The sequence below is a fragment of the Shewanella septentrionalis genome, from assembly GCF_025370265.1.
GTDB classification, from domain to species: domain Bacteria; phylum Pseudomonadota; class Gammaproteobacteria; order Enterobacterales; family Shewanellaceae; genus Shewanella; species Shewanella hafniensis.
The window spans coordinates 78,083-92,664 of the sequence record NZ_JAMTCC010000007.1; the positions used below are offsets into that span (position 1 = coordinate 78,083).

Genomic DNA, 14,582 nt, shown 5'->3' on the forward strand with positions numbered 1-14,582 from the left:
AGTTTTATGGCTTGAATTGACACACCTCAGTTTTGGCAAGTTTGCCTCTTCGGGCGCTAACACCTTCTCAGTTATGCGCCCTTTTTTTTGCTTGTGACCCGTCCTAAATATGGCATGCTGTACCAGTTGAAATACAAAGTATTCAGGATGATTACAGATGTCTAATGAGCGAGATAAACCGTTAAAAACACAACGAAGCGTGAGTCTACGTCCGGTTGAAGAAACTGATCTTGAGGCGATTTTTGCCCATCAAAGCGATCCCATTGCTAACCAGCTTGCACAGTTTCCGCCAAGGGATCGGGAAGCGTTTTTTAAGCATTGGCATGGGAATATTCTTGGACAAGTCAATGTGCTAGCGAGGGCTATCGATTTCGATGGCAAGTTTGTGGGCAACATAGGTCATTGGCACAGTGACGGGCAAGCGCTGATAGGATATTGGATTGACCGTGATTACTGGGGCAAAGGCATCGCGACCCAAACCTTAGCGCAATTTTTGCCTTTAGTGAGTGCGAGGCCACTCTTTGCCGAAGTGGCTAAGCATAATCTGGCCTCCCAGCGAGTCCTCTTAAAACACGGGTTTGTGCTGACGGGTCAATTAATTCAAGAGAGCCAAGATACTGAAGCATTGCTCGAATTTGTTTTACGTTAGCTTATAACGGCTCAATCTCGGTATTTATGGCGTATGTTAATGTGTTTATACGCCATAAATCACATCTTCCAATCCTTAAAATCCCTGAACTGCAGCCGCTTTTGTTAAAAGTGTAAAAAGTCGTTCATTATTTTTATTGCCAATGATTCTACTGCCAAAACTCTCTTTTAAAGACGTAGTTGCTGTAGTAAGTCAAAAGACTGGATCTAGCCGCTTGATTATTCAAGATTAGTGACAGGTTAAGCTGGTTTTACATAAGAAAAATCGAGGAGAAACTGCTGATCTTGCAGATAAAAGTCTAATTGCATTCTATTTCTTTCACGGTAGAACTCCTATACTTAGCCAAACCTTGTGCCATAGCACAATCGATCCCTTATCTATTCAGTGAAATCTAAATGAAGATCCGTTTTCTGCTCAGTAGTTTTATCCTTGTATGCAGCAGTCTCACTGTTGCCGCGACAGCGCATTCAGCCGATTCGGCCTCTGTCACTACTAAACATGCCAACAAAAATGCACCCGCTAAAAAAGCACCTGCAAAACAGCAAGAAGTGGCATCGAGTAGCGCTATGGTGGTCGACCTTAAAACCAATGAAGTTTTATATTCGAGTAACCCTAATGCCGTGGTGCCCATCGCCTCAGTGACTAAGCTGATGACGGCCATGGTGACCTTAGATGCAAAGCTGGCGATGGACGAAAAGTTAGCGGTTAATATTAACGACACCAAAGAAATGCGCGGCGTATATTCTAGAGTGCGTATCGGCAGTGAAATTAGCCGTAAAGACATGTTATTACTGACTTTAATGTCATCAGAAAACCGCGCGGCAGCGAGCCTTGCTCACCATTATCCCGGTGGTCATAAAGCCTTTATTAAGGCGATGAATGCCAAAGCGAAAGCACTGGGTATGAAGAATACCCGTTATGTTGAGCCGACGGGTTTGTCGTACAAAAACGTCTCTAGTGCTAGCGACCTGATTGTGCTGCTTAAGGCCAGTGAAGGTTATCCTATGCTAGGCCAATTGAGTTCGACCGAGAAAAAGACGGTCACCTTTGCTAAACCTAAATACAGCTTAGATTTTCGTAACACTAACCGTTTGGTTTATAAAGATAACTGGAATATCCATCTCACCAAAACTGGTTTTACTAACGAAGCGGGGCATTGCTTAGTGATGCGCACCGAAATGGCAAAACGCCAAGTGGCCTTTGTGGTGCTCGATGCTTACGGTAAATATACCCATATTGCCGATGCAAACCGTTTACGTAACTGGTTAGAGACAGGCAAAGTCACCCCGATCCCTGCCGAAGCTAAGCAATATAAGAAACAGCGTAGCCAGCAACAATTAGCTAAGTTGAGTGAGACCTAGGCTTTGACCTAGAAGTAGAGCAGGAGCATATCTCTTGCCTTAACGGCTTTATAAAGACTAAAAAGCCAAAGGCCAGATGAGCAATCCATCTGGCCTTTGGCTTTTTTAATACTGTAAGTCCTTGATGATTTTTGGTAAATTCCCCGTGGTATTATTACCATAGTGATTGATGTACTCAAGGAAGAAATACGCGTGGCTGTTCTGCTAAAAAAACTTCAACTGATCTATTTTCCCTTCTTATTCATGAGCCTGTTATTTATCTCTGGCTACAGCTTAATCCATTGGCTGTTGTTGATTAAATTTGAGTTTTTTAACTTAGATGAAGATCTGGTCAATTTGGGATTACCGCTGATACTGTCATGGCTCTTGTTGGTTATTTTTCTGAGGCCAAGGCTAAAACTGCTGAAGTTTGTTAAGGATAATTCACGCTTTTACTATCTACTTTTCGCCGTGCAGCTCGTGGCTGTGCCTTGCATTATTGCGCAGGAATATCTTAAAACAGCAACGGGTCAGTTAACCCAATTAGCATCGATCCAAGAATTGTATCTGCATAAAAAGACACAGTATTACCAGTTACAGCAAGCTTATATTGATAAGACGCAAATTAGTGTGCAGCGAAATATTGAGGTGACAGGAAAAAGTAACAGTCACTTGAATATGACGCTCTATATTGCGATGCCGATTTTTGCGAGTGGCGCCGATCGTCGCCGAACTTCTGTCTTAGCTTGGTATGGCAAAACTTATCAGCAGGAGATCAGTAATAGACTCGAACCCGATGAAAAAGAACAAGCATACAAGGCGTTTTTGACTCAATCCCAACGTGAGTTTGATAAGTTTGACCCGCAAACGTTTGTTTACCTTGAACGGTTAGCCCCTTCGTCGCTGCAGAGATACTTACTTAGCGCAGCGGAAAAAAGTCCGCTTTATCAAGCTGAATACCCAACGATTTTTATGCCGAAGTTTGAGCCATTTGAAGCCCGTAATGGCAATAAACTCGCTTGGATGCTGATTTGGTTTGTTGCAGGTGCTTTAGTCTGGTTTGTGCTCTTGCTACGGGTGAAACTGGATGAAGAAGCGCTTAAAGCTGAAACAGTTACAAAGCGTTTGAACCATGCGGGCACAATCGCCGAGCTTAACGATTTTTTTGAAATGATACGGCCCAAGCCGGGTTTTATTGCAACTCCTATTCTGATGTATCTCAATGTTTTAGTGTTTATCCTTATGGCATGGTCAAGCCAACATTTTATTAATTTACAGGGTAGTTTCATGCTCGAATGGGGGGCTAACTTTCGACCTAAAGTGCTTGCTGGTGAGTGGTGGCGCTTAATCACGAGTACCTTTATCCATGGCGGTTTAGCCCACTTAGCGCTGAATCTTTACGGCTTGTTTTTTGTCGGCAGCTTTCTTGAACCTGTACTCGGTAAGTGGCGACTATTTTTGGCGTATTTGATCACTGGGGTATTGGCGAGTATCGCCAGTATCTGTTGGTATGATGCCACTGTGAGTGTCGGTGCATCGGGCGCCATTATGGGGCTATTAGGAATACTCGTGATTTGGGCTTGGAAAAAGATTTTCCCTCAGGATATCAACTGGATACTGAGTATTAACTTGGCATTTTTTGTGACCATAAGTCTTGTCGCAGGATTATTGGGTGGAGTGGACAATGCTGCCCATATTGGCGGATTGTTGAGTGGGTTAGTGTTGGGTTACCTTTCGCTGCGCTATGCTCAGCGGGCTCAGGGGGCTCGAGGTGCTCAGGGGGCCCGGAAAATTGAGGGCCATAGCCCAGTTAAAAAGCGTAAGCCGAGACGCAAATAAGTCGCGCTCGGCTTTGGATTTTTGAAGATTTAGGCGTGTTCAAACATTAAGAACAAGTAAACGATAAACAGCACTATATGCGTCGCGCCGTGCAGGGCATTGGTGCGACCGCTGCTGAAGCTGACCTTGCAGACCATTAAACTGGTGATTAACAGCACCATGTCGGCGGGTGACAAGCCTAAATGCACTTCTTGACCTATCACGCCGCCAATAATTAATACTGCGGGAACGGTAAGGGCAATCGTGGCGAGCACTGAGCCGAAGTACAGATTCATCGCCCGCTGTAATTGATTGTTTAACGCCGCCTTAAATCCGCCCACCGCTTCGGGTGACAAGATCAAACAGGCCACGATAAAGCCACCTAATGCCTGCGGTGCGCCTAAGGTAGCGACACTGTAATTGATTGGCATAGCTAAGGTTTTTGCTAATAAAATCACCACCAACAAGTAACCAATTAATAGCACGGTATGATAGGCATTACTGCGTAATATGCCGTGGTGTTCCTCGTGATCTTCATGGTCGGCATCGACAAAGAAATGGCTGTGGCTCTTGGTTTGCACCACTAAAAATACGCCATAGAGCAGAATCGAAATAATGATCAGCATCCAAGACATGGCTTTAGACATGCTACCGATAGTGCCGCCTTCGGTAAAATTGGGCAGCACTAAACAGAGTAAGGCGAGGGGGATAATGACGACCAAATAGGATTTTACGCCATCTAAATTAAAAAGCTGGGTATGGTAACGCCAGCCGCCAAGTAATAAGGTGAATCCCACTAAGCCATTGATAATCAACATGACCACGGCGAACATAGTGTCGCGCGCCATCACAGGGTTAGGTTCTCCTGTCAGCATCACGGAGGAGATCATCACCACTTCGAGTGATATCACCGACAGGGTTAAGATTAAGGTGCCATAGGGATCGCCAAGCTTAATTGCTAGCGCATCAGAGTGGCGCACCACTGAGAAGATAGCCCAAGTGACAACGCCTAATAGGGCGAGTGATACGGGAATATAGGTCGAGAGCGCAGTGCCATCGGCGAGTAGGCTATCGCCACCGGTTTTGAAGAATACTAAGGTCAGTATTCCCAGTAGCAGAGCGAACTCGTCTTTCATAAATGTCTTCATAGGCAGTTTGTCCAAAGCGAAAAAAAGGCCGTTAGTATAGACACTTGTTATGGCACACTTTGCATGAAACTTCTTTTAGATTTGGGGTTAAGGATAATTATTTGAGCTAGATCGCTTTTTAATCCTAAACCCCATTTCTAGGTTAGCCGTGGTGCTCGGTTTTAATCAGCTTACCGAGTTGATCATAGTGATTCCAATCACCTGACTCTCGGTCACTGATGTAACTGCCTTCGGTGCGTTTTTCGCCATTAGGCCAAAAGCTTTGCCACAGACCTTCCTTGCGATCCCTCAGATACGTGCCTTGCTCGGCTAACTTACCATTATTGTGATAATAGCTGGCATCGCCTTCTTTTTGGCCTTTAACCCAGGTTTCAACGAGTTGTGGCTTACCGTTCTGGTGATATTGTTTAACTTGACCATCGAACGAGCCTTTGGCATATGTGGCCTCTAGTTTGAGTTGGCCGTTACTGTAGTATTCCTTCGATTGACCATGGTTTTGCCCGTCTAAAAATTCAGTGCTGGCCGCTTGTATCCCATCCTCAAACCAGCTTTCCCATAGCCCAGTTTGATTGCCTTTATTCATAGTGCCGCTGAGTTTTAGCTGGCCATTATTGGGATAATATTCGGCATACGGGCCTGTTTTATCATTTTTATCATAGGTTTCGGAGCGGTAAACCACTTGCTTAAAGCTGTAAAACTCCCTAACGCCGTGACGCTTGTTTTCCTGCCAATGGCTTTTTTGTTGGATATTCCCTTCTGGAATCGTGCCATAGGTAGGGTCTTTTTCTTCGTAGCGATAATCAATCCACAGACCCGTTTTTTGATTGTCGAGATATTGCCCAGCAGCACGGCGACGTCCGTGGTAATACTCAATATAGTCACCATTTAGCTTGCCATCGTCAAAGGTTTGCTCCCGTTGTTTTAGGCCTTCGCGGTACTGGATCCATAAGCCTTGTTTGTTGCCGTTTTGATATTCGCCTTCCTCATTAGGGTCGCCATTGGCATACCAGCGGGCAAAATGGCCATCGAGCGGATAACGGCTGGCATCCTCCTTTTTCTTTGAGGCGTAATGGGCGAGTTCGCGAGGTTTGCCATTGTCATAAAAGGATTCATATTGACCAACCCATTGACCGTTAATGCGTTTTCCCCGCTCATTAACAGTGCCATCCTCAAAGTAGGACTCTGATTTACCCGTCAGTTTACCTTCGACATATTCATCTAAGCTGCGCAGTTGACCGTTGCTATGGTAACGGCGTGATTCACCGTGTCGCTGCCCCTGTTGCCATTGCTCAGAAGATTGCAGTTTGCCTGCGCTATAGCGCTCAAATAGCCCATCTCGAATGCCCATGTTGTAGTGGCTTTTTTCGAGTAAATTACCTTCGGCATCATAACGCTCCGATGGTCCATGAAGAGGATATTGGCCATTTTCAGCTAGCGTTGAGTCTTGATAACTGCGCAGTTCTTTAAGTTGGCCGTTGTCGTAGAAATACTTTTGCGTACCGGCAAGTTGGTTCTGCTTATAGTTGAGATCGCTGGTGAGGTTTCCTTCGGCATTAAAATATTGCTGTTGCCCATCTAAAGCGTCATTAACATACTGTTCTTCAACCTGTAATTTACCCGCATCGTTAAATTGCTGACACTTGCCTTGGCGTTGCCCTGCCTTATATTGGCAGAGGCTAGCGAGTTCGCCATTGGGGTAAAACGTCCGTTCTTCACCATCGAGCTGATTAAGATTGAACTGACTGGCACTCGATTTAGTCCCATCGTCGAAGAAGGTTTCCCACAATCCTTGGCGGCGGCCTTCGGCATCGAAGCGACCTGTCACAGAAACTTGCCCGTCGGGATTTTGTTCTAAATAGGGGCCGGAGAGTTGGTTGTTTGCATAGCTTTGGCTTTGGGATAAGGTGCCGTTTTCATAGAAACTTTCCCATTTACCGTGGCGCAGGTTGTCGAGGTAGCTTTCTTGGGCTTGCAGTTTGCCACTGGCATAGAAGCGTTTTACCTGCTCTTTTTTACCGTCTTTATAGTGTGTTGTTTGGGTGAGTTGGCCGCTGCTGTTGTATTCCTTCCATTCGCCCGTGGGCACGCCTTTGGTAAATTGCTGCTCCTCTGTGACTGCACCACTTAAATCGAACAGTCGCCAAGTGCCATCTTGATAACCCTGCTGATAGTTTCCTTCGATAAGCTTGCTGTTATTGGTATGAAATACTTGCCATTTACCATTAGGTATCCCCTGGGAAAATTGCCCTAAGGTATATCCTTGGTTATCGCGGACTATGGCGATATCGCCATTTAAGGGCATGCCAGTGGCGAGATTGTAATAGCTGGGAATTCCGTCTTGCTGACGAATTTCGACCATCATGGAGGAGAGATTTTGCGCTGCCTGCGCATGGAGACTCACTATGCTAGCCCCTGCAATGGCGAGGCTAATCACGCGAAATGGGGTATTGAACATGCTGATTCCTTGTTCTGGGTCTTAAGGCCAAGGTATGTGCGGCCTATGTAAGAATCCTAATTTTAATTATCTATTGCGCTGTGCACTTAATGCAGTGCACAGCGTCTAGGCTTAAGCTAAAACCGAGGGAAAACATCATCAGAAGTGACCACAGGGGGTGGCATTTCCTGATTTAAAAACTGGCCATTATGGTAGCTATTAATCACCCGTATCCAGCCATGTTCCTCAAACTCGTATTGCTTACCATCAAGCCTGCCTAGTTCGTCATAATTGGCGATTTGGAGCACATAGTCTTCAGATGAGCGCAATTCCCAATGGCCGACTCGTTTACCTTGGTCGAAGCGACCATACCAATAGCGTCTTTCAGGGTTGGGTATTGGGCGGAAACCGTACTCACCATCGGCAAATATCCAATCGCCATCCTGTTCACCATTACGGTATTCGCCTTTTTCATACACTTGGCCGTTACTGGCGTAACGTTGGACTAATCCATCGGGCTTGCCATGTTTAAAGTGAATAGATTCAAGCAACTGGCCAGAGTTGGTCTTGTTGAGGTATTCACCGTGGAGCTCACCATTATCATCGTGGCTATAGGTGAGGGTGGCGTCGTCCTGAAATTTCTTCCAAGTACCTGCTTGTTTATCCTTGGCATATTGACCTTGCTCTACTAGCTGAGTTTTCCCTGTGGCAGGCTCAATTTTCACCGTCTCATAGGCGCCTTCACGCTTACCCGCCTGATAATATTCGCGGGAGAGGGTGATGACATCGTTGTAGTCGAAAGATTTTATCTGTAAGCCATTCAATTGGTTATTGAGTCGCTCCTGGCGTTCGATTAACAAGCCTTTTTTGAAGGTTTCGGAGAGTGACCAGTTTTTGAGTTTGTCTTCTTCTTGAGTCTCAATCAATTGGCCATCGCGATAGCGCTGCTGTTTACGATAAACCCAGCTATTACCTTGGTATTTGCTGTCTGTGGTTTTTTTAATTTGCCCTTGTTCATCGTATTCAATAGCTTGGAGGACATCACCCTTATCGTTGGTGACTTCCTTTAATTTGATCTGACCATTTTCATAATAAGTCAGCTGCTCACCGACCTTATAATCAGCTTGATATTGGTAGTGGCGCTCGACCTTGCCATCCGGGAAGTATTCAAAATAATCCCCCTGTTTTTTATCTTTAACATAAGCTTGGGTCGAAAGCAGTTTACCAAAGCCCCAATTCGTTTCGTTGCCATGTTTGAGCCCATCCACCATGGGGATTTCGAGGTGTAAGTTGCCATTGTCATAGTATTGGGTGACACAGGTGCCACTTTTACAGACTTTGCCTCTAAGTTTGCCTTCGTCATCATAGAGTTCGCTTATGCCGACTTCTTTGCCATTTTGATAGCTCGCTTTGTAACGGATATTGCCGCCTTCCCAGTAACTCGTTTCTAGGCCTTGTTTCACGCCATTTTCATAGTGCGTTTCAACATACAGTTGACCGGTGGCAATGTATTTTTTAAGCAAGCCATGAAGTTGGCCTTGCTCGTTACGAAAGCCTTGCTCGTACGGTTTGCCATCCTCAAAGTAACATTGATACGCACCGCGAAATTGTTCGCTGGTGATTTTTTTACCGATCTTGTTATCGGCGAGGGCGCTGGCGCAGAAAAGCATATCTTTGTTTTTGTAATAGACCTCAGCCTTATAATTGCCATCGATCATTTCAGTCGATAGCTTTAAATAGTACAAAGCCTGTTTTTCATCTTTGACAACCTTCCAATGGGCATCGAGCAGCACGTTTTCTGCATTGGCATGGGTACTGATAAGTACGAGTGCTCCAAGGAGCCGTTTTACTGTAAATATACGCATAACTGCTCCTTTTTATGGCAAAGGTTTAAAGGTGAATTCATAGGGAATATCGACGGGGTCTTTAGAGATAGTCATATAACTCACCTTGGCGGCGGGGCCTGCGATACTTAAATAGCGACCATCGACCAGCACCTCGTTTATCCGCTGCTCAGTATTTTCGGGGAGTCGAATGGTTAACAGGTTGCCTTGGGCATCTTCGACCTTAAAGTAATTTTTAAGATCGCTACTTGGCTCATTGCCATATCCGGTTTGCGTCAGCCAAGACTCTAAATCGATTAACCAAGGGCGGTCGGTTACAGCCAGTTCTAAAGGCTGCCAGTGAATATCACCTTGGCAATGGATCTTGCCCTTGATCTGTTTATCGTAGAAAAACTGCCGCACGCGGTCTGGGGTCATCAAACTATAGGCTGCCCCGTTTGGGGCGTTGGGATCAAACTGCCAAGTGACGGGATTTTTACCCTCATTAAAACCTTGATCTATTTCAGGTTTGCAGGCGGTTGCCAAGGCAGCTGACATGGGAATATACAGATTATGACCATTGTCAGTTACAGGTTTTATCCCTTGGATCGTACTGAACTCATTTTTTGCAGCATCTAGCGCCGGATTGATAAAGCTACCTAGGCCAGCGTTACCAAACTCGGTGGGAGGATTCGCCAGATTTTTGTTGTAGTCGCTAAATTGTACAAAGCGGATCGTTTTGGTTTGAGTCAACTCCGGCTGGGGTTGTTGCTCAATTAACATCAGGGTTTTAGGAATTTCATCCAGCTTGAGTAACAGTGTGTTGCTGGTGAGGTGATGGCTCTCATCGGCTCCAATCAATTGCTCTAGCAGTTCCTTGTCTGTTGCCGTTAGCCAAGAGGGATAATTACCTTCGCGACGGGCCTCAGCCATCATGCCTTTAAATTGTTGGAAAGGCAGATTAATACTCTGATCCTCACTCTGCTTTGACACGACTTTAAAGAGTTTCGCCTCGGCATCGAGCACTTGGATTGTTAGGCTGGCATCGCCAACCCTGTAAGGTGTTGCCAGCAGTTCATCCCACGACTTTTCGACGATCTTACTCGTCTGTGGGATAAGTGTTAGCTTGGCAGTAATATGGTCTATCTGTTTGAGTTTATTCGCTGTGTTATCCCAACCCGTAGCAATAATATCGGTTGAAGACTCAATCGAGGGATGGTAATTCCTCGCCCAACCTTTACCGTGCTGCCAGAAGTGAATGTCAATCGGTTTGCCGTTTGCGTCATAGGCGGTTAAGTCTTCATAACGCACATCGGCTTCCACATATTGCGGACTCATATTGTGGACAAAGCGCAATTGCAGATCTTCAGGGGTATCAGTGCCCCAAGGGCCAAGATTATCTAAAATACCTTGTTGATCAGGTAATAAGGATTGAATAAATGCCTTATTATTGGGGCGATATTCCTGCGGTATATCGCTAATGCGGTACAGCTCCTTTTGCCTATCATCCCTATCGCGCTCAGCATCAAAGCTATCATCGGCATGCCAAAGCGTGCTCATTATGTAAGGGCGATCCTTGGGCGCCATGGCGATGCGGCGGGTGAAGGTACGCCCTTGGCGCTCTTCCCGTTGAAAAAACGCCATGCTCTCTAACCAACCGGTTTTGCGGTTAACTTCGAACTTGCCATAGGCCTTATACTTGTCTTTCTCCCCTTGTAATACGGCGATCAACTTATCTTCACTGACCTGCTCAACCGTCCAAGTTAAGCGCCCATCCATGGGCGCGTTGATGCTATAACCAACGCTAGGTTCAAGCGCTACAGGCAAGGTTGGGGCTTGTTTAAACAAGTTATTCAGATTTTGCCAGCGCTCAAATAACTCCTTGATATCTTTTTGATCCATCTTGGCAATGGGGGTTAATTGACGGACTTCACCATTGTTAAATTCCACATTAAAGCCATCTTTAACCAACTGAAAGATTTCATTGGACTTGCCTTTAGGGTCAATATTGCTCACCGGGATCGGCATGCCATAATCGCTAATTTGCAGCAGGTTAGGTTGGATAAAAAAGCGGGCGTTATGGGTTAACGGTGTGGTTAAGCTGGCCGCCTTACCCTCTGCATCTTGTAATTGGTAATCCAGCAGTAATCGTGCCTGCAACACTTTGCGAGTTTCGAAACCATCGTTGAGGCTTATGGTAGAAATAATCTGATACTCGCGATCTGCGGGTATATTCGCCGTAACCGATTCTGAGGACGTCGTTGAGTCATCGCAGGCGGTTAACAAGAGTGTGATACTTGCCACTGTCAGTGCGATTGCGGCGTGAACTGCCTTGTATTTCCCTGTGGCCATTTGTACTCCCTTGACTACGCATGTTATTGAAATGTAAATATATTAATCTTGGTTTGGCGACATTATACACAAAAACTATCTGAGGCAATAAAACGACGTCATCAAAATGTGAGCTTAAAAGGCGAGTAAGCAAGGTAAAGAGAATGTCCGTGCTTATTTGTTTGTGCTGAGATTTAGGTCAGTCTTGTGGCAGTAAAGACGAGCGTAAGCGGATAATTAAGCGGGGTATAAAACAAAACCCAAACCAAGGCGTGCTTGATTTGGGTTTACGCTGGGATCAGCTTTTTCTATTTCGATGCTCGAGATCAGTGATTGATACTCGAGGACAGAAAGCTGTTATCGAAAACAAGCTACAGCGAGAGGATCACGCTGGCGATTGCTGCACTCATGAGGTTAGCGAATACGCCGGCGGCAATGGCGCGAAAACCATTACGGGCGATAAATTCGCGGCGCTCTGGCACCATGCTACCCAGTCCACCGATTAAAATTGCCATGGTTGAAATATTCGCAAAACCACACAGGGCAAAAGTCACAACGGCCTGAGAATGGGCACTCAGTTGGTCTTCTACTTTCATTAACTGGATAAAGGCCACAAACTCATTCACCACGATTTTTTGGCCAATAAGCGAGCCCGCAGTAATGGCTTCATGCCAAGGAATACCCAGCAGCCACGCCATAGGCGCGAACAGATAACCGAGCAAGAATTCGAAGCTTAACTGGTAACCGAACCATTCACCCACAGCGCCTAACATACCATTCAGCAGGGCGATAACACTGACAAAGGCCAGCAGAGTGGCACCAATCCCGACTGAAATCCGCATGCCAGACATAGCGCCATCGGCTAAGGCTTCAACCACATTGGTGGCGCGTGGCAGTTCGACTGAGGTGATTTCATCTGAATTGTTTTTGTCATTTTCGTTGGGTGGCATGAGGATTTTTGCCATCAACAGACCCGCAGGTGCTGACATAAAGGCAGCGGCAATCAGATAGTTAAGATCGACACCTAAAGCGGCATATCCCACTAAGGTGCCGCCCGCGACTGAGGCTAAACCACAGCTCATTACCGCGAAGAATTGCGAATCGCTCATGTGCTTTAAATAAGGTTTGATCACCAGCGGCGCTTCAATCATGCCGACGAAGATATTCGCCGTGGCAGATAAAGACTCGGCGCGGCCCGTGCCCAATAAACGCTGCAGACCACCACCAATAATGTTGATCACCTTAGGCATAAGACCAATATGGTATAGAGCTGAAATCAGCGCCGAGAAGAAGATGATGATACCTAAAACATTGATCGCAAATACGAAGCCGACTTTACCCGTGGCGAGATCGCCAAACAGGAAACCAATCCCTTCGTTGCCATAGGCTATCACGCTCGACACGCCCGCCGTAACAGATTGCAATACGGCCTTACCCGCAGGGACGTAGAGCACTAACAGGGCAAATATAATTTGTAAGCCTAGGGCTAAAATCACAGTGCGGTAGGGAATGTTCTTGCGGTTCACTGACAGTAACCAAGCAAAAAACAAGATGCTAATCATGCCTAATATCGCGGTCATAATGGGTTTATTCTTTTGAGTGATAGAAGAAGTCGCGCATTGTAGGCCGAGTCAGCGTAAGGGCAAGTCGAGAGCGTTACTGGGCTGTTACTATAAAAGTGTTGAAAATAGCAACAGTTTAACGTGCTGTTTATGAAGGAGAATAAAATAAATTTCGGCTACTGTTGCCCAGAGGAAATAATATTTGTGTCTGCGGCAATAATCGAAATCACGCCACAGACGACTTTAGGCTGGTGCAGTAGTCAGTGCAGGTTTGAATGCAGCTTAAGTGACTGTTGCTTAAATGACAGTAGCTTAAGTGACTGCAGTTTAAGTGGTTGCAGTTTAAATGACTGTCTTACCTAACCAAGGTTTGAGCTTTTTATCCCAGTAGGGCGGGTGGCCGATATGGGACTTTAAACATTCGATAATCACTTTGTACTTAGTCGGTAAATGGCGCCGCCTTGGGTAAACCACATAGACGGGCATCTGCTGCAGTGGTTTCCAATCGGGTAAGAGTTGAATGAGTTTGCCGCTTTGAAACTCATCACTGAGTAAATACGTGGCCACATAGCCTATGCCGCGCCCTGCTATGACAGCATTGCGCACGGCTTCGGCTAAGTCGACACGGTAATTCCCCGCCACATGCACGGTTTGTTCTAGGTCATCCTTAGCAAAACTCCAGCGATCATAATTACGACTTTTGCTTTGATAGATAACACAATTGTGCTGAGCTAACTCCCGCGGATGATGTGGCACGCCGTGCTTGAGCAAATAATCGGGAGAGGCGACAACCACAAAGTTCGTCTCGGCGAGGTGCTGGGCGATATAGCCTTCGTTTAGCTGCTCATGGTTAGTGATCCACAGATCGAGGCCTTCTTCTAGCATGTCGGCCTTATGGTCGAATAGGCTTAGTTCAAATCGTAATTCGGGATACTTTTGCTGCAACACTTCCAGCGCGGGGATGATGTGTAAGGTGCCAAAGGATTGGGAAGAACCGAGGCGAATAGTGCCGCTAATGTCGTCGCGGGCGTCCAGCATCATGGCATCGGCATTTTGTGTCGCTTCAAACACTTGCTCACAATAACGCGCAAACTGCTGGCCAGCGTCAGTTAACACTAAGGTGCGAGTAGTACGCTGCACTAACAACAAGTTCAGCTCAGCTTCCAACGCGCCAATTTGCTTACTGACATAGGAGGTCGAGGTTTTTAACTTAGCCGCCGCTTGGGTAAAACTGCCACTGGTCACCAGTGTGTGAAATATCACCATCTGGCTAGCTCTATGTTGTATCACGCTAAGCCCTCTAGAATCTAAATCGCTATTTTAAGCTAGCCTAGCCTTAACCGACAGCCGTTTGTGCCAATCGTGTGTTATTTCAAACCAAGCTTACAAAACAGCACACGTTAAAGTCAGTTGCCCTAAGTACGATTCTTCCTTTACTCTTGAGTTAAATCTTAACACCCACAAGCTAGGGAAGTGA

At 46.0% G+C, this 14,582-nt stretch carries 9 protein-coding genes; 3 read left to right on the forward strand and 6 right to left on the reverse strand.

What is annotated here, in order from left to right:
• Positions 1 to 157 precede the first annotated feature (157 nt).
• The 3 genes from NE536_RS05605 to NE536_RS05615 all read left to right on the forward strand — a co-directional run bounded on the left by NE536_RS05605 (position 158) and on the right by NE536_RS05615 (position 3,828).
• Positions 158 to 649 carry a GNAT family N-acetyltransferase gene (locus NE536_RS05605; RefSeq protein ID WP_261272064.1) on the forward strand — a complete coding sequence of 164 codons (492 nt, stop codon included), beginning with the start codon at positions 158 to 160 and terminating at the stop codon, positions 647 to 649.
• A gap of 395 nt (positions 650 to 1,044) precedes the next feature.
• The gene (gene pbpG, locus NE536_RS05610) at positions 1,045 to 2,010 is read left to right on the forward strand and encodes a D-alanyl-D-alanine endopeptidase (RefSeq protein WP_220592148.1); all 966 of its coding nucleotides are present in this window, start codon (positions 1,045 to 1,047) and stop codon (positions 2,008 to 2,010) included.
• 192 nt (positions 2,011 to 2,202) lie between these two features.
• A complete protein-coding gene (locus tag NE536_RS05615; protein ID WP_261272065.1) occupies positions 2,203 to 3,828 on the forward strand; it encodes a rhomboid family intramembrane serine protease in 1,626 nt (541 codons plus the stop codon).
• A gap of 29 nt (positions 3,829 to 3,857) precedes the next feature.
• On the opposite strand, the gene NE536_RS05620 is transcribed toward NE536_RS05615, so the two are convergent.
• The 6 genes from NE536_RS05620 to NE536_RS05645 form a co-directional block, all read right to left on the reverse strand.
• Positions 3,858 to 4,955 (reverse strand): calcium:cation antiporter, encoded by a 1,098-nt coding sequence (locus NE536_RS05620; protein WP_063883781.1) that lies wholly within the window; start codon positions 4,953 to 4,955, stop codon positions 3,858 to 3,860.
• 142 nt (positions 4,956 to 5,097) lie between these two features.
• Positions 5,098 to 7,410 (reverse strand): toxin-antitoxin system YwqK family antitoxin, encoded by a 2,313-nt coding sequence (locus NE536_RS05625; protein ID WP_261272066.1) that lies wholly within the window; start codon positions 7,408 to 7,410, stop codon positions 5,098 to 5,100.
• 116 nt (positions 7,411 to 7,526) lie between these two features.
• On the reverse strand, positions 7,527 to 9,254 hold the full coding sequence (locus tag NE536_RS05630; protein ID WP_261272067.1) for a toxin-antitoxin system YwqK family antitoxin: 1,728 nt from the start codon (positions 9,252 to 9,254) through the stop codon (positions 7,527 to 7,529).
• Positions 9,255 to 9,266: 12 nt separating this feature from the next.
• Complete coding sequence (locus NE536_RS05635; protein ID WP_261272068.1) at positions 9,267 to 11,564, reverse strand: hypothetical protein; 2,298 nt, start codon at positions 11,562 to 11,564, stop codon at positions 9,267 to 9,269.
• A gap of 350 nt (positions 11,565 to 11,914) precedes the next feature.
• A complete protein-coding gene (locus tag NE536_RS05640) occupies positions 11,915 to 13,123 on the reverse strand; it encodes a NupC/NupG family nucleoside CNT transporter (protein WP_012088411.1) in 1,209 nt (402 codons plus the stop codon).
• A 324-nt stretch (positions 13,124 to 13,447) separates the two neighbouring features.
• A complete protein-coding gene (locus NE536_RS05645) occupies positions 13,448 to 14,395 on the reverse strand; it encodes a LysR substrate-binding domain-containing protein (protein ID WP_261272069.1) in 948 nt (315 codons plus the stop codon).
• Positions 14,396 to 14,582 lie beyond the last annotated feature (187 nt).

Excerpts from the sequence above, each read along its gene's own strand:
- NE536_RS05620 (WP_063883781.1), bottom strand. The coding sequence starts at position 4,955 with ATGAAGACATTTATGAAAGACGAGTTCGCTCTGCTACTGGGAATACTG.
- NE536_RS05635 (WP_261272068.1), bottom strand. The coding sequence starts at position 11,564 with ATGGCCACAGGGAAATACAAGGCAGTTCACGCCGCAATCGCACTGACA.
- NE536_RS05640 (WP_012088411.1), bottom strand. The coding sequence starts at position 13,123 with ATGACCGCGATATTAGGCATGATTAGCATCTTGTTTTTTGCTTGGTTA.
- pbpG (WP_220592148.1), top strand. The coding sequence starts at position 1,045 with ATGAAGATCCGTTTTCTGCTCAGTAGTTTTATCCTTGTATGCAGCAGT.
- NE536_RS05630 (WP_261272067.1), bottom strand. The coding sequence starts at position 9,254 with ATGCGTATATTTACAGTAAAACGGCTCCTTGGAGCACTCGTACTTATC.
- NE536_RS05625 (WP_261272066.1), bottom strand. The coding sequence starts at position 7,410 with ATGTTCAATACCCCATTTCGCGTGATTAGCCTCGCCATTGCAGGGGCT.
- NE536_RS05605 (WP_261272064.1), top strand. The coding sequence starts at position 158 with ATGTCTAATGAGCGAGATAAACCGTTAAAAACACAACGAAGCGTGAGT.